The 15319-nt window shown below is 70.3% G+C and carries 15 protein-coding genes; 10 read left to right on the top strand and 5 right to left on the bottom strand.

The window, feature by feature from the left end; all coding sequences use genetic code 11:
* Positions 1 to 71 precede the first annotated feature (71 nt).
* Complete coding sequence (locus tag ACZ601_RS09555) at positions 72 to 761, top strand: DJ-1/PfpI family protein (RefSeq protein WP_440576049.1); 690 nt, start codon at positions 72 to 74, stop codon at positions 759 to 761.
* 66 nt (positions 762 to 827) lie between these two features.
* Positions 828 to 1145 carry a hypothetical protein gene (locus tag ACZ601_RS09560; protein ID WP_440576050.1) on the top strand — a complete coding sequence of 106 codons (318 nt, stop codon included), beginning with the start codon at positions 828 to 830 and terminating at the stop codon, positions 1143 to 1145.
* 197 nt (positions 1146 to 1342) lie between these two features.
* On the opposite strand, the gene hppD is transcribed toward ACZ601_RS09560, so the two are convergent.
* Entirely contained in the window at positions 1343 to 2488 is a 1146-nt protein-coding gene (gene hppD / locus ACZ601_RS09565) for a 4-hydroxyphenylpyruvate dioxygenase (protein ID WP_440576051.1), read from the bottom strand.
* A gap of 134 nt (positions 2489 to 2622) precedes the next feature.
* Here hppD and ACZ601_RS09570 point away from each other — a divergent pair, with 134 nt between their 5' ends.
* From ACZ601_RS09570 to ACZ601_RS09605, 8 genes are all read left to right on the top strand, one after another.
* Positions 2623 to 3096, top strand: coding sequence for an Lrp/AsnC family transcriptional regulator (locus ACZ601_RS09570; RefSeq protein ID WP_327337101.1), 474 nt, complete (start codon positions 2623 to 2625; stop codon positions 3094 to 3096).
* 16 nt (positions 3097 to 3112) lie between these two features.
* Positions 3113 to 3760, top strand: coding sequence for an ABC transporter permease (locus ACZ601_RS09575; protein ID WP_311305441.1), 648 nt, complete (start codon positions 3113 to 3115; stop codon positions 3758 to 3760).
* Positions 3753 to 5015, top strand: coding sequence for an ABC transporter ATP-binding protein (locus ACZ601_RS09580; RefSeq protein WP_469535059.1), 1263 nt, complete (start codon positions 3753 to 3755; stop codon positions 5013 to 5015). Before ACZ601_RS09575 ends, ACZ601_RS09580 begins: the two co-directional genes overlap by 8 nt.
* Complete coding sequence (locus ACZ601_RS09585; protein WP_469535062.1) at positions 5012 to 5905, top strand: ABC transporter permease; 894 nt, start codon at positions 5012 to 5014, stop codon at positions 5903 to 5905. Before ACZ601_RS09580 ends, ACZ601_RS09585 begins: the two co-directional genes overlap by 4 nt.
* A 14-nt stretch (positions 5906 to 5919) precedes the next feature.
* Positions 5920 to 6885, top strand: coding sequence for a glycine betaine ABC transporter substrate-binding protein (locus tag ACZ601_RS09590; RefSeq protein ID WP_440576054.1), 966 nt, complete (start codon positions 5920 to 5922; stop codon positions 6883 to 6885).
* An 87-nt stretch (positions 6886 to 6972) separates the two neighbouring features.
* Positions 6973 to 7575 carry an ArsR/SmtB family transcription factor gene (locus ACZ601_RS09595; protein ID WP_440576055.1) on the top strand — a complete coding sequence of 201 codons (603 nt, stop codon included), beginning with the start codon at positions 6973 to 6975 and terminating at the stop codon, positions 7573 to 7575.
* Between the two features lie 36 nt (positions 7576 to 7611).
* Complete coding sequence (locus ACZ601_RS09600) at positions 7612 to 7830, top strand: hypothetical protein (protein ID WP_469535067.1); 219 nt, start codon at positions 7612 to 7614, stop codon at positions 7828 to 7830.
* Positions 7831 to 7833: 3 nt separating this feature from the next.
* A complete protein-coding gene (locus ACZ601_RS09605; RefSeq protein WP_469535070.1) occupies positions 7834 to 9189 on the top strand; it encodes an MFS transporter in 1356 nt (451 codons plus the stop codon).
* On the opposite strand, the gene ACZ601_RS09610 is transcribed toward ACZ601_RS09605, so the two are convergent.
* The 4 genes from ACZ601_RS09610 to ACZ601_RS09625 all read right to left on the bottom strand — a co-directional run bounded on the left by ACZ601_RS09610 (position 9119) and on the right by ACZ601_RS09625 (position 15179).
* The gene (locus ACZ601_RS09610) at positions 9119 to 9907 is read right to left on the bottom strand and encodes a S16 family serine protease (RefSeq protein WP_469535072.1); all 789 of its coding nucleotides are present in this window, start codon (positions 9905 to 9907) and stop codon (positions 9119 to 9121) included. The two genes, ACZ601_RS09605 and ACZ601_RS09610, sit on opposite strands and share 71 nt — an antisense overlap.
* Before the next feature lie 520 nt (positions 9908 to 10427).
* Positions 10428 to 11069, bottom strand: a complete 642-nt coding sequence (locus ACZ601_RS09615; protein WP_024489166.1) for an IclR family transcriptional regulator — start codon at positions 11067 to 11069, stop codon at positions 10428 to 10430.
* A gap of 337 nt (positions 11070 to 11406) precedes the next feature.
* Complete coding sequence (locus tag ACZ601_RS09620; protein WP_469535075.1) at positions 11407 to 13425, bottom strand: hypothetical protein; 2019 nt, start codon at positions 13423 to 13425, stop codon at positions 11407 to 11409.
* A 128-nt stretch (positions 13426 to 13553) separates the two neighbouring features.
* Complete coding sequence (locus tag ACZ601_RS09625; protein ID WP_469535078.1) at positions 13554 to 15179, bottom strand: WxL domain-containing protein; 1626 nt, start codon at positions 15177 to 15179, stop codon at positions 13554 to 13556.
* Between the last annotated feature and the right edge of the window lie 140 nt (positions 15180 to 15319).

The raw sequence follows: 15319 nt of genomic DNA on the forward strand, positions 1-15319 counted from the left end.
GTGCGATCACGGCTACAGCCGGTTGACTTCGAAGCGTCCGAGAAGGAAGCCGACGCCGGAGGAACCACCCCATGCACGTCCAGATCGTTCTGTTCGACGGCTTCGACCCGCTCGACGCCATCGCCCCCTACGAGGTCCTGTACGCCGGTGGCTCGGCGTCGGACGGGGCGGTGACCGTCGAGCTGGTCTCCGCGGAGGGGCCACGCGAGGTCATCAGCGGCACCGGAGGGATGGCGCTGCGCGCCACCGGAGCCCTCGACCTGGAACGCGCGGACATGGTCGTGGTGCCCGGCGCCTCCGGCCGGGTCGGCGAGCCGGGCGAGGTCCCGGAGGAGGAGGTGGGCGCCGGGGAGTGGAAGCAGGACGAGTTCATCCCGGTGCTTCTGGGCCGCACGCTGAGCACCGGGCTGCCCGCACTCCTCAAGCAGGCGATGGACGACCCCGGCATCACGGTCGCCACCGTCTGCGGCGGCTCGCTCGTCCTGGCCATGGCCGGGCTGCTGGAGGGCCGCCACGCCACCACCCACCACCTGGGCCTCGACATGCTGGACGCCACCGGCGCCCACGCCGTCCGCGCCCGGATCGTGGACGACGGCGACCTGATCACCGGCGCGGGCGTCACCTCCGGGCTCGACCTCGGCCTGTACCTGCTGGAGCGCGAGGCCGGCCCCCGCATCGCGCACGCCGTCGAAGAGCTCTTCGCCCACGAGCGGCGCGGCACGGTCTGGCGGCCTCAGGGCCCGGCACCCGCCGCCCTCTGAACACGCGGCCCACGCCCGTCACGGCCCAGTCGCCCACCCCCTTGACCAGTCAGGAAGAACATCAGCATGTCCGTCGAAGGCACCTGGAACCTCTCCATCTCCACCCCCATCGGCAAGATGAAGGCCGTGGTCGAACTCCGTCGGCAGGACGGCGCCCTGACCGGGGTCGCCCACGGAGCCGGTGAGGAAGTACCGCTGGCCGACGTCGCCCTCACCGGAGACCGGCTCACCTGGAAGCAGTCCGTCACCAAGCCCATGCGGCTGAACCTGGCCTTCGACGTGACGGTCGACGGCGACACGTTCCGGGGCACATCCAAGGCCGGCCGTCTGCCGTCCTCGAAGGTCACCGGCGAGCGCCGGAGCGCCGCGGCGAACCAGGCGTGACCAGGCGTGACCAGGCGTGACCAGGCGTGACCAGGCGTGACCAAGCCTCCTTCTGTCACGCCTGACCCGGGACACGTGGGCGCTCAGCGCCGTGAAAGGTCGAGTCCGGGGAGCAGTTCGACACGGCCCTGCCGGCGGGAGACCGACGGGCGGGCCGGAAGGAATCCGGCCCGCCCGTCGTCGTACTACGGCATCGCTCAGAGGTTGCCGCGGCGCTCCTGCTCGCGCTCGATCGCCTCGAACAGGGCCTTGAAGTTGCCCTTGCCGAAGCCCATCGAGCCGTGGCGCTCGATCATCTCGAAGAACACCGTCGGCCGGTCCTGGACCGGCTTGGTGAAGATCTGGAGCAGGTAGCCGTCCTCGTCGCGGTCCACCAGGATCTTCTGCTCGCGCAGGGTCTCCACCGGCACCCGGGTCTCGCCGGCCCACTCGCCCAGCGTGTCGTAGTACGAGTCCGGGGTGTCCAGGAACTGGACGCCGGCCTCACGCATCGCCTTCACGGAGGCGACGATGTCGTTCGTGGCGAGCGCGATGTGCTGGACGCCCGCGCTGCCGTAGAACTCCAGGTACTCGTCGATCTGGGACTTCTTCTTGGCGACGGCCGGCTCGTTGATCGGGAACTTGACCTTGAGGGTGCCGTCCGCGACCACCTTGGACATGAGCGCGGAGTACTCGGTGGCGATGTCGTCGCCCACGAACTCCTTCATGTTGGTGAAGCCCATGACCTTGTTGTAGAAGCCGACCCACTCGTTCATCCGGCCGAGCTCGACGTTGCCGACGCAGTGGTCGATGGCCTGGAAGGTGCGCTTGGCGGGCGGCGCGACGATGGGCTCGGCGGCGGCGTAGCCGGGGAGGTAGGGGCCGTCGTAGCCGCCGCGCTCGACGAGCGTGTGGCGGGTCTTGCCGTACGTGGCGATGGCGGCCAGGACGACCGTGCCGTGCTCGTCCTTCACCTCGTGCGGCTCGGTCAGGCCGTGGGCACCGTGCTCGACCGCGTAGGCGTAGGCGGCGCGGGCGTCCGGGACCTCGATGGCCAGGTCGACGACGCCGTCGCCGTGCTCGGTGACGTGGTCTGCCAGGAAGCGGCCGTGGTCCGTGGCCGGCTTGATGACGGACGTGAAGACGAAGCGGGCGGAGCCGGTGGTCAGGACGTAACTGGCCGTCTCGCGGCTGCCGTTCTCCGGTCCGGAGTAGGCGACCAGCTTCATGCCGAAGGCGGTGGAGTAGTAGTGCGCGGCCTGCTTGGCGTTGCCGACGGCGAAGACGACGGCGTCCATTCCCTTGACCGGGAAGGGGTCGGCCTGCCGTGCACTGTCGGGGGTGCTGTGCATCGTCTCAGTCATGTCCGAAGGGTCTCCCCGCTTCGCAAGGTGCGCAACAGTTTGCGAAATCACTGGGCAGTCTGTGCAGTGGTTGACCATGATGAGCGGGCTATCTGTACATGCTGACCATCCCTGCGACTCCCCGGAGGCAGACCTTGGCCATCGATCACCTGGACGGGCGGCTCATCGTGCTGCTGGCGCGTGAACCCAGGATCGGGGTACTGGAGGCTTCGCGCAGGCTCGGCGTGGCGCGCGGGACGGTGCAGGCGCGCCTCGACCGTCTTCAATCGAATGGCGTCATCCGCGGATTCGGTCCGGACGTGGACCCCGCGGCCCTCGGCTACCCGGTCACCGCCTTCGCGACGCTGGAGATCAAACAGGGTCAAGGGACCGACGTGCGGGCGCACTTGAGTGGCGTACCGGAGGTACTCGAACTGCACACCACCACCGGACAGGGCGATATGTTCTGCCGGCTCGTGGCCCGCTCCAACGCGGATCTCCAACGGGTGATCGACCTCGTTGTCGGATTTGATGGCATTGTCCGGGCCTCCACGGCCATCGTCATGGAGAACCCCGTACCCCTGCGCATCATCCCCCTCGTCGAACAGGCGGCGGAGGACGTCAACTGAGCCGAGGAGTGCCGCGTTGAGCTTCTGGGAGTATCTGGGCAATCGGCACCAGCAGCTGCTCACCGACGCGTTCCAGCACGTCAGCGCCGTGTTCCAGTGCATGGTCATCGCGACGGTGCTCGGCGTCCTGATCGGTGTCGTCAGCTATCGCAGCGGCTGGGGCGGCTCCCTGGCGATCACCTCGACGGCGGCCATCCTGACCATTCCGTCCCTCGCCGCGATCGGTCTGCTGATCCCGCTGGTCGGACTGGGTGTGGCGCCGACCGTGATCACCCTGACGCTGTACGGGCTGCTGCCCATCGTCCGGAACTCCATCGTCGGGCTGCGCGGCGTCGACCCGGCGCTGGTGGACGCGGCGAAGGGCATCGGGATGTCGCGGATCGCCCGGCTCTGCAAGGTGGAGCTGCCGCTCGCCTGGCCACCGATCCTCACCGGCATCCGGGTCTCGACCCAGATGCTGATGGGCATCGCCGCCATCGCCGCGTACGCCTCCGGGCCGGGGCTCGGCAACGAGATCTTCCGCGGGATCGCCTCGCTGGGCAGCGCCAACGCGATCAACCAGGTGCTCGCGGGCACGCTCGGCATCGTCGTCCTCGCCCTGCTCTTCGACGCCGCGTACGTACTGCTGGGGCGGCTCACCATCCCGAGGGGGATCCGTGTCTGAGACCGAGGCGGAAGCCGAGGAGAAACCCGCCGTGGACACCACCTCCGGCGCCACCATCCAGCTGGAGAACCTGACCAAGCTCTACCCGGGCAACCCGAGCCCGGCCGTGGACAACGTCTCGATGGACATCAAGGCCGGCGAGACCGTGATCCTCGTAGGCCCGTCCGGCTGCGGGAAGTCGACCACGCTGAAGATGATCAACCGGCTGATCGAGCCGACGTCCGGCCGCATCCGGATCGGCGACGAGGACGTCACCGACATGGATCCGGTGAAGCTGCGCCGGAAGATCGGGTACGCGATCCAGTCGTCCGGGCTCTTCCCGCACATGACGGTCGCGGAGAACATCGCCCTGGTGCCGAAGATGATCGGCTGGTCGAAGTCGAAGGTGAAGGACCGGGTCGAGGAGATGCTCGATCTGGTCGGGCTCGACCCGCGCGAGTTCCACGGCCGCTATCCGCGTGCACTCTCCGGCGGTCAGCAGCAGCGGGTGGGCGTGGCGCGGGCGCTGGCCGCCGATCCGCCGGTGCTGCTGATGGACGAACCGTTCGGCGCGGTCGACCCGATCACCCGCGACCACCTCCAGGACGAGCTGATCCGGCTCCAGCACGAACTGCACAAGACCATCGTCTTCGTCACCCACGACTTCGACGAGGCCATCAAGCTGGGTGACCGGATCGCCGTGCTGCGCGAGCGCTCGCACATCGCGCAGTTCGACACCCCGGAGGCCATCCTGACCAACCCGACGGACGACTTCGTCTCGGGCTTCGTCGGGGCCGGTGCGGCGCTGAAGCGGCTCAATCTCACCCGGGTACGGGACGTGGAGATCGCCGAGTTCCCGACGGTGACGGTCGACGACCCGCTCCAGTCGGTCTTCAACAAGCTGGGCGGCGGCCCGCACAACGAACTGCTGATGCTGGACCGCAGGAACCGCCCCTACAAGTGGCTGCGGCGCGGCGACCTGATGCGCGCCCGCGGTTCACTGGCGCGGGCCGGGCAGTTGGTGCACGACACGGTGACCAGGGACGCCACGCTGCACGACGCGCTGGAGGCGGTGCTGACCGACAGCGGCGGGCGGGTCGCGGTGACCGGGCGGCGCGGCGAGTTCATCGGGGTCGTCGACATGCACACCCTGATGAACTCCGTGCACGAACTGCTGGAGGCCGACCGGCTCACCGCCATCGAGCACCAGCACCAGCTCGATGACCAGCGCAGCCATCAGACCGTGCAGGAGCTGGAGGGCGGTGCGGACGTATGACTCCCAGCTCTCGCTCCCCCTCTCCTTCCAGCCCCGGCCCCACCGGTCCGGTCCCCGCGTCCGACCGGGACCGCCCGCCCGGCGAGCACGACGTCAAGGGCCACGCCTTCCGTGACGAGGAGGAGGAGCCGCCGCCCGCCTCGGCCCGGCCGGCCCGCCGGATCACCTGGCGCAAGCTGGTGACGGTGCCCGCAGCGCTCGCGGTGGTCCTGATCGTCACCTACGTATGGATCAACAACGTCCACCTCGACGCCATCGCGGAGAACTCCCTCGCGGGCGACACCGTCGAACTGCGCTGGTGGCAGCACGTCAGGCTGACCGCCATCTCGACCTTCTGGGTGCTGATCATCGCCATCCCGCTGGGCATCGCGCTGACCCGGCGGGGGCTGAACAAGGCGGCCCCGGTGGTCACCGCGATCGCCAACATCGGCCAGGCGACCCCGGCGATCGGGCTGCTTGCGCTGCTGGTCATCTGGCTGGGCATCGGCCCCTCGACGGCGATCACCGGCATGGTGATCTACGCGGTGCTGCCGGTGCTCTCCAACACCGTCGCCGGTCTGAAGGCGATCGAGCCGACCCTGGTGGAGGCCTCGCGCGGGATCGGGATGTCCGCGATGGGGACGCTCTCCAAGGTCGAACTGCCGCTCGCGGTGCCGCTGATCCTGGCCGGGGTACGGACCGCGCTGGTGCTCAACGTGGGCACGGCGACCCTGGCGACGTTCGGGGGCGGCGGCGGGCTCGGCGACCTGATCACCTCGGGCATCCAGACCCAGCGGATGCCGGTGCTGGTCCTCGGTTCCGTACTCACCGTGGTGCTGGCGCTGCTGGTGGACTGGCTGGCGTCGCTGGTCGAGGTCGCGCTGACACCGCGCGGACTGGAGGCGGGGTAATGAGGAGGAGGCGGATGCGTACGGCGTCGGTGGCGGCGGCCGCCCTGGCGCTGGTGCTCTCCGGGTGCGGCCTGAAGAGCGGGTCCCCGATGGTCGACGACGTGAAGCCGGGGTCGGTGGGGAAGGGCGAGCCGCTGGACGGCGCCTCGCTGACCGTCACGTCGAAGAACTTCAGCGAGAACATCATCCTGGGCCAGATGATCGGCCTGATCTTCAAGGCCGCCGGGGCCGAGGTGCTCGACCGGACGAACCTGCCCGGTTCGATCAGCGCGCGCGAGGCGATCCGCCAGGGCGACGCCGATGCGATGTACGAGTACACCGGCACCGCCTGGATCACCTATCTGGGACATTCGAAGCCGATCATCAGCCCGCTGAAGCAGTGGGAGGCGGTGCGCGACGCGGACCGGAAGAACGGGGTGACGTGGCTGCCGCAGTCCACCCTGAACAACACGTACGCGCTCGCCATCAGCAAGCGGAACAACGCGAAGTACCACCTCAAGACGCTCTCCGACGTCGCCGCGCTGGCGAAGAAGAACCCCTCGGCGGTGACGGTCTGTGTGGAGAACGAGTTCGCCTCCCGCAACGACGGGCTGCCGGGCATGGAGAAGGCGTACGGGATGTCGATCCCCGGCGGCAACATCAAGAAGATGGACGCCGGGATCGTCTACACCCAGGTGTCGAAGTCCAACTCCTGCCTGCTGGGAGAGGTGTTCACCACCGACGGCCGGATCAAGGCGATGAACCTCGATGTGCTGACGGACAACAAGCACTTCTTCCCCAACTACAACGCGGCGCCCGTCATCCACACCCCGACCTTCGAGAAGTACCCGGTGATCGCCGCCCTGCTGGACCCGCTCAGCGCCCGGCTGACCACGGAGGTGGCGCAGGAGCTGAACGCCAAGGTGGACGTCGACGGGGACGACCCGCACCAGGTGGCGAAGGACTGGCTGGTCGCGGAGGGGTTCATCAGGACGGGGTGAGGGACGGGGGCCGTCCGCCCAGAGTTACAAAGGAGTCGATGCAAAGAACCTGTTGCAAAGCTTCCTTTGTAACTCTATGGTTGGGGCATGACAGAGAAAGAGACCGGTCGGGACGGCGCCCCGGACATGCACACGGTGGACGCCCGCTCCCTGCGCGGCCTTGCCCACCCCCTGCGGATGCGGCTGCTGACCGCCCTGCGGGAGTTCGGCCCGGCGACGGCGTCCGGCTTGGCGGACCGGCTCGGCGAGTCCAGCGGCGCCACCAGCTACCACCTGCGGCAGCTCGCCTCCTACGGCTTCGTGGAGGACGACCCGGAGCGCGGCAAGGGCCGCGAGCGGTGGTGGAAGGCCGCCCACGGAGGCATCGCGTTCGACCACAGTGCGGACTTCCTCCGCGACCCGGACCCGGAGATCCGCGGCGCCATGGGAGTCGTCCTGCACGAGAGCGCCACCCGGCACGCCCAGGAGCTGAACACCTGGCTCGGCACCACGCACGAATGGCCCAAGGAGTGGGTGCGCTCCTCCGACCTGAGCGACTTCAAGATGCGCCTCACACCCGAACTCGCCCTGGAAATGGCGGAGAAGGTCCACGAGCTCATCGAGAGCTACTGGGGCCGGGTCCCGGAGGGCACCGAGGGTTCCGCCCTGGTCCGCACCCACCTGCACGTCTTCCCACGCCCCGCCGAATGACCCGTCGAACGACCTGACCGAGGGGACCACAGAGCCATGCATCCCGAGACGCACCTCCAGCTGCACACCATCCGTTCCGCCGAACTCCGGCGCCAAGCAGCCGACTTCCGCCTCGCGCACCCCCGGGCCGGCACCGACAACCACTCCCCGCGCACCGGACTGCGCACCCGACTCGGCCTGACCATGGTCGAGTTGGGACTGCGCCTGCTGCCGGACGGATCCGCCGCACCGACCCGCACCGCTCGAACGGCGTAGCCCGTGGACGGGGGGAAGAACACGCGGAACCGGCTACCTCTCGTCGCCGTACTGTCCGCCAACTCCATATCCACCGCCGGTACTTCACTCACCCTCATCGGCGTTCCGTGGTTCGTCCTCGAAACCACGGGCAGCGCCGGCCGGGCCGGGCTCGTCGCCTTCTGCGCGACCCTCCCGATCGTCGTCTCCGCCCTGATCGGCGGTCCCGTCATCGACCGGATCGGCCGCCGCCGGGTCTCCGTAGCCTCCGACACGGTGTGCGGACTGGCCGTCGCCGCAGTGCCGTTGCTCCACTACGCCGACGCCCTCACCTTCTGGATGCTCTGCACCCTGATGGCCGTCAACGGGCTGTTCCACACGCCCGGCAACACCGCGCGCTACGTCCTGGTACCCGACCTCGCCGAACACGCCGGCACCACACTCCCCCGCGCCGCCAGCCTCTTCGACGCGGTCTCGCGCGGGGCCAGGATGGTCGGCGCCGCGCTGGCCGGGGTGCTGATCGCGCTGGTCGGCGCGGAGACCGTACTGCTGCTGGACGCGGCCACCTTCCTCACCTCCGCCGCGCTCATCGCGGCAGGGCTACGGGGCGTGCGCGCGGCCGAACCGGTCAGGACCGCCGAACCGGTCTCGCTGCCCACCTACAAGCGCGAACTACGCGAAGGCTACGCCTACTTGTTCGGCAACCGGCTGCTGCTGGGCGTCGTCGTGATGGTCCTGATCATGAACGGCACCGACCAGGGCTGGGCCGCCGTCCTGCTGCCGGTCCACGCCTCGGCCGAACTCGGCGGGGCCCGGGATCTGGGACTGCTCACCGCGCTGTTCGGGGCGGGCGGCCTGACCGGGGCCCTGCTGTACGGGGCGGTGGGGCACCGCTACTCACGGCGCACCGTGTTCAGCGTCTGCGTGGTGCTGTGCGGGGCGCCGAGGTTCCTGGTCGCGGCGCTCACCGGCACGACGCCGCCGCTGGCCGTGACGATGGTGCTGAGCGGGATCGCGGGCGGCGTGCTGAACCCGATCCTGACGACGGTGATCTACGGGAGCGTCCCCGACGCGCTGCGCAGCCGGGTCTCCGGAGCGATCACCGCCGGCTGCGAGCTGGCCATGCCGGTGGGCGGTCTCGCGGCCGGGCTGCTGGTGGAGAGCGCGGGCGCCTCGGGGGCGCTGCTGGCGATGGGCGGGTGCTACCTGCTCGCGACACTGAGCCCGCTGGTCTTCCCGGCCTGGCGGACGATGGACGACGAACCGGGCGCCGGTCCGGATGAGCCCTCGCACCACGTGGAACGGCAGGTCAGCAGCTCGGGACCTTGCCCCCGTGATCCAGTGCCCGCAGCGAGGAGACCGCGCCCTTCAGAGTCGTGACCGGGATCAGCCGCAGCCCGTCGGGAAGCTCGGCGTGCGCCTCCTTGCACTCCGCCTTCGGCACGAGGAACACACTCGCCCCGTCCCGGCGGGCCGCCTGCGTCTTCAGCGAGACGCCGCCGACCGCGCCGACCTTGCCGTCCGCCTCGATGGTGCCCGTGCCGGCGATGGTGCGGCCGCCGGTGAGATCGCCCCCGGAGCCGTCGCCGTCGAGCTTGTCGACGATCCCGAGCGCGAAGAACAGTCCCGCGCTCGGGCCGCCCACGTCGGCGAGGTGCAGGGTGACGTCGACGGATCCTGGCTTCCTGCCGAGGTAGTTCAGCGCGGCGTCCACGGCCGAGTCCTGCGACTCCACCATGTCGTCCAGGTTGTGCTTCTCGATCTCCTTCTCGGAGCCGCCGCTCGGGTAGATCGAGTCCCGGGGCATGACCGCCCGGTCCGTACGGAACCAGCTGTCGATCACGTCACTGATCCCGACATCGGCGTCGGGCCCGGTCGCCACGATCGTCGTCATCCGCAGCTGGCCCTTGGTGGGCCGGGTGGGGGTGCCCTCGATGGTGATCACAGGGGCCCCCTTGTCGTCCCCGAGCACATTCGCCGTCGTACCGGGCTGCGCCAGCGTGAACGGCAGCGGCGCGAAGGCGGCCACGCCGAAGAGGGCGAGCACGGGCAGGGCGCAGAGGGCGAGGGTGCGGGGGCGCGAGAGACGTGTGAGCACCCGCCCAATCTAACCGGACCCGCCTGTGCGGTGTGCGGTGTGCCCTGTCGGGGTGCGGGGTGCTGTGGTGCGGGGTTCCGTCCTCAATCGCCGGACGGGCTTGAGTGCGGGTCCCCCGCGGGGTGCGCCTGTCCGGTGGGTGGGGGGTGGTGCCCCTCCGGGGCGTCTCCTCAAAAATGGCGTGTTCACCCGGGTACGTGAGGGACCCGGGTCGTACGCCATTTTCTGCGGGGACTCCCCTGCACGTCCCCACCCCAGGCCCAGTCGCGTCTGCACACCGGCCGGAGTGCTGCCGCAGACGCACGGCGGCCGGGTTCGGGGGCGTGCAGGGGAGTCCCCGCAGAACGACGAACACAGACCCGGGTACGCAATGCGTACCCCCCGCACGTTCGTCGTTCGAGGAGACGCCCCGGAGGGACCCCGAACCCCCACCCACCGGACAGGGCGCCCAGCGGGGGACCCGCACAAACAAGCCCGTCCGGCGATTGAGGACGGAACCCCGCACCCCAAGGGCCCCGCGTCAACGAAGCGCGTCCGCTACTTCCCGGGCCGCGTCCACCACGCGGGGGCCCACCCGTTCCGGGACCGCGTCCGCGAGCATCACGACGCCGACGCTGCCCTCGACCCCCGTCACCCCCATCAGCGCGGCCGCCGCACCGCTCGCCCCGGCTTCCAGCTCACCGTGGGTGAGGGTGAACGCGGTTTCGCCCACCGGCTTCTGCCGGGCCGCGAGGATGGCCCGGCCCGCGGCGCCCCGGTCGAGCGGGTGGCGGAAGCCGGCCCGGTACGCGACGTGGTAGTCCGTCCAGGTCGGTTCGACGACCGCGACGGCCAGCGCGTCCGTGCCGTCGACGAGCGTGAGGTGGGCCGTGGCCCCTATGTCCTCCGCCAGCGAGCGCAGCGCGGGCAGCGCGGCCTCGCGGACGAGCGGGTGCACCTGGCGGCCCAGGCGCAGTACGCCCAGGCCGACTCTGGCTCTGCCGCCCAAATCGCGCCGGATCAGGGTGTGTTGCTCCAGGGTGGCGAGCAGGCGGTAGACCACGGTGCGGTTGACGCCGAGTTTGTTCGACAACTCGGTGACCGTCAGTCCGTGGTCGGTGTCGGCAAGCAGTTTGAGGACACGCAGTCCCCGGTCGAGCGTCTGCGAGGTCTCCGCGGTCACGACGCCCTCTCCTCTTTGGTGAGCGGCGGCGGCTGGTTCCCACGGATTGTGCGTCACCGGTCCCAGCGGCGACGCACGGAGAGGCCGCCGGCCTGGCCAAGGCACCGGCTGCGCTCCGCGGCGGCGTTGCCACGGGGCGTTCACATTTTTGGGACAGTAGCGAGCCAGTCCGCTCAGCGGAAGACCTCGTCCAGAATCCGGGCGCCTGCGGAAAAGCGCTTGTGCGCCGCGAGCATAAGTGCCGGTCAGCGGGGCGTCGGCCGGATGGCGCGGATCTACGCGCGTCCATGTCGGCCGACTCCCTCGCGACGCTCCGTACATCAGATGTGAACCAGCGTTAACTCACCGTGAACAATTGCTGGACGGTTTTACCGTTCACGAGCACTTCGCAGGCCCGGATCGACTTCGTCGCCGGGTCCCGGACGGTGAAGTTGAGGGCGAAGGTGCCGTCGAGCCCGATGATCCGGGTGACGTAGGAGTCGGAGGTCTGCTTCCCGTCCGCGGTGCGTCCGGTCACGGAGACCGTGGCGACGGGGGCGAAGCCCCGGCCGGTCACCTGGACCACGGTGCCGACCGGTCCTTCGGGCGGCGAGAGCGCGAAGGACGGGCCGGCCGGGACCGTGCCGTCCTGGACGGTGAAGGCGGCCGTCTCGGTGCGCGGGTTGACGAGGACCTCGCGGACCCGGATCGCGACGGTGTCGGCCGCCTTGACGGTGAAGGTCTGCGAGAAGGCCCCGTCGAGGCCGACCACCTTGGTCCGCACCGGATCGGAGGTCTGTGAGCCGTCGGCCCGCAGACCGACGATCGACACGGTCGCGACCTTCGCGAAGCCCTGTCCCAGGACGGTGACCGCGGTGCCCTTCGGGCCGGCCGCCGGGGTGAGGACGATGTACGTCGGTGAGACGGTCAGCTGGGTGAGGGCCTCCGAGCTGCCGGCGGTGACGCGGAGCGCGTACACGGCGCGGGGGGTGGAGCCGGCGACGGTGACCGTGCCGCTCAGGTTGCCGTCGGCGGTGATCCGGAGGGTGGAGCCGCTGATCCGGGCCGCGTCGCAGCCGGTGCCGTCGGCGGCGCACAGCTCGGCGACCGGGGTGACGCCGGACGGCCAGCCGTCGCCGGAGACGCCGATGGACCCGCCCGGTTTGACCTTGGCCGTGCCCGCCGAGAGCGTCGCGGTGGCCTCGGTCACGGTGAACGGCGCGGTGAGTACGGTCGCCGGGTCGTTGGCCTCGTCGACCTGGACCGAGGCGATGGCCGGGTCCGAGACGGTGAGCTCGACGCGGAACTTCCCGTCGGACCCGCTCTTCACGTAGACGGCGGTGTCGTCGAGGGTCGCCCCGCTCGCGTCGAGGGCGACCGTGTTGATCCACCGGTCCTGGAAGTAGTTGCTCCCGGTGACGGTGATGACGCTGCCGACCGGCCCGCTGCTCCGGGACAGCGCGATCGCGCGGGGCCCGTCGGGGACGAAGGCGCGGACGGTCAGCGGCGCGGTCGTCTCCTTCGTACCGTCGCCGACCTTCACCAGGTACGAGCCGTCCGGCACGGCGCCCGCCTCCGCGAGCACGGCGTTGCCGGTCAGCTGCCCGGAGCCGTCGATCTTGAGGGTGGAGGAGGCGAACTTGGCCGGGTCGCAGCCGCCGCCGTCCGGCGCGCAGAGCGACGGTACGGGGGTGGCGGACGGGGTCCAGCGGCTGCCCGCCAGGGTGACCGCGGTGGACGGGCGCACCGGGGTGGTGGGGGCGATCAGCGTGGCCGGCTGTCCGGCGCTGCCCTCCACGGTCACGGTGCCGATGGACCCGCCGCCCGCGGTCACGACGCACGGCGTCTCGTAGGTGCCGCCGAGCACCTTGGTACGGGTGAGGTTGCGCAGCGGGGTGAAGGAGACCGGCCCGCTCGCGTTGGCGGGGACGATGAAGTCCCCTTCGTACGGCGGGATCTCGATCGGTTTCCCGGACGGGATGTCGAGGGAGACCTGGGGCCCTGTGACGGTCACCGTGCCGGTGGCGCCGCCGGACATGGCGAGGTCGAGGCTCGGGGTGGTGGGTACGTCGTTGAGGCTGAGCCCGCTGGTGGCGGGGGACGGGCCGAGCGTCACCTTGGCGTGGACCTTGCCGCCCGGGTCGACGACGTCGGGGGTGAGTTCTACGTTCATCTGCTGCGGCCCGGTCGCCTCGCCCTGGCCGGCGGGCAGGGTGCAGTGCACGGTCGGGGTGACCGTACCGGCGTGGGCGAGGGGTGCCAGGGCGGCGGATCCGCCGGTCCAGACGAGCAGGGTGGTGGCGCCGAGTGCGACGGCGCGGCGTAATGCCGAGCCACCCGGTCTTCTCGTGCCGGCGGGTCTGTGATGCGCGAACATACGGCTCCTCCAAAGGAAGCGGAATGCGGATGATGGGAATGGGCGGAATGATGCGGACGCGGAACGGGAAACGCCCGGCCGCTCCATTGCCGTATGGAGCGATCGGGCGTCCTGAAGGATTTCCTCCGTTACAGCAGGGTCAGGGTCAGGGTGGCGCTGTAGTCTCCGGGCCGGGTGAATTCGGGAACGGTGAGGGCGAGATCGGCGTCGGCGTCGAACTTCCCGCCGGTGAACGGACGTGATCCGTCCGGATCGACCCGGCAGAGGCTCGCCGCCTCGCTCCCGAGCGCCGTGGGCGCTCCGGCCACCGGTGTCCCCACGCTCCCGTCCTGTGCCGAGCAGGCCGGGGTCCAGCGCACGGCATAGGCCGGGATGATGTTCCCGTCGGCGCTCGTGAAGCGGCTCAGGGTGGCGGTCAGCGACCATCCGCTGTTGACGCCTCTGGCGTCCTCCACCTCGACCCGGTTGAGCCGGGCCCGCTGCGCACCGGTGTCCGCGCCGAGGACCGTGGTGCCGAAGTCGACGGTGTCGCCGGTCTGGGTCATGGCCAGCGTCCCGGCCCTGACCTCGGTGGTCAGTTGCTGCTCCGCCGTGCCGCCGTCGTCCCCGCCGCCGCCTTCTTTGGTGACGGTGAACGGCGCCGTGCGGACGGTCGCCGGGTCGTTGCCCTCGTCGGCCTGGACGGCGACGACGGCGTCGGAGATGACGGTGAACTCGACGGCGAAGGTGCCGTCCGGGCCGCTCTTGACGTAGACCGCGCTGTCGTCGAGCCCGGTGCCCGCCGCGTCGAGGCCGATGATGTTGATCCAGCGGTCCGGGTTGTAGTTCCGGCCGCTGACGGTGACCACGCTGCCGACCGGGCCGCTGTCCGCCGACAGTGAGATCTCCCGGTTGCCTGCCGCGACGGCCTCGACGGTGAGGGGTGCGGTGGCCTCCTTCGTACCGTCGTTCACCTTCACCTCGTATCTGCCGTCGGGCACCGCCCCGGCCTCGCCCAGGGTCGCGGTGCCGGTGAGCGTGCCGTAGGAGTCGATCCGCAGGGTGTTCGAGGTGAACTTCAGCGGGTCGCAGCCGCCACCGCCCGCCGCGCAGAGCGACGGTACGGGGGTGCCGTCCGGCGTCCACTGCGAACCGCGCAGCTTGACGGCGGTGTTGGGGCGTACCGGGTCTGCCGGGGCGGTCAGGGTGGCGGGTTCCGAGGTGGAGCCCTCCGCGGTGACGGTGCCGACGCTGCCCACGTCACCGACGACGTCGCACGGTGTCTCGAAGACCGATCCGAGGACCTTGGTCTGGGTGAGGGTGCGGACCGGGGCGAGCGATATCTCGCCGGAGGCGTCCACCGGAACCAGGAAGTCGCCCTCGTACGCGGGGATCTCGATGGGCTGCCCGGCCGGCACGTCCATGGTGAACTCGGCGCCCCGCACGGTGACGGTGCCGGTGGCCCCGCCGGACATCGCGAGGTCGAGGCTGGGGATGGTCGGCACGTCGTCCAGGGCGATGGCGCTGGTGGCGGGGGACGCGCCGAGCGTCACCCTGGCGTGCACCTTGCCGCCCGGGGCGACGACCGCGGGCGACAGCTCGACGTTCATCTCCTGCGGCCCGGTCGCCTCGCCCTGGCCCGCGGGCAGGGTGCAGTGGACGGTCGGGGTCACCGTGCCGGCCGCGGCCGCCGTGGCGTGGTGCGGGGGAAGCGGCGCGGCGGCTCCGACACAGCCCAGCGACAGTACGAAGCAGGCTGCGAGCAGACCGGTCACCCCGGGTCTTCGACGTCGGATCACCTGACACCCTTTCATGGCCCATTGATTGCGCACATTGAGGAGCTCCGGTGCAGAGAAGTCAAGAGAGACCGAATTGATCCTTTCGGAAATGGCAGAAAAGCATTTCAGCACGCGTT

It is taken from the genome of Streptomyces sp. NPDC104307 (assembly GCF_055584045.1).

What these genes read in the sequence shown, in the direction of transcription:
- ACZ601_RS09595 (WP_440576055.1), top strand. Translation starts at nt 6,973, where the DNA reads ATGACAGAGAAAGAGACCGGTCGGGACGGCGCCCCGGACATGCACACG.
- ACZ601_RS09585 (WP_469535062.1), top strand. Translation starts at nt 5,012, where the DNA reads ATGACTCCCAGCTCTCGCTCCCCCTCTCCTTCCAGCCCCGGCCCCACC.
- ACZ601_RS09620 (WP_469535075.1), bottom strand. Translation starts at nt 13,425, where the DNA reads ATGTTCGCGCATCACAGACCCGCCGGCACGAGAAGACCGGGTGGCTCG.
- ACZ601_RS09560 (WP_440576050.1), top strand. Translation starts at nt 828, where the DNA reads ATGTCCGTCGAAGGCACCTGGAACCTCTCCATCTCCACCCCCATCGGC.
- hppD (WP_440576051.1), bottom strand. Translation starts at nt 2,488, where the DNA reads ATGACTGAGACGATGCACAGCACCCCCGACAGTGCACGGCAGGCCGAC.
- ACZ601_RS09555 (WP_440576049.1), top strand. Translation starts at nt 72, where the DNA reads ATGCACGTCCAGATCGTTCTGTTCGACGGCTTCGACCCGCTCGACGCC.
- ACZ601_RS09590 (WP_440576054.1), top strand. Translation starts at nt 5,920, where the DNA reads ATGCGTACGGCGTCGGTGGCGGCGGCCGCCCTGGCGCTGGTGCTCTCC.
- ACZ601_RS09600 (WP_469535067.1), top strand. Translation starts at nt 7,612, where the DNA reads ATGCATCCCGAGACGCACCTCCAGCTGCACACCATCCGTTCCGCCGAA.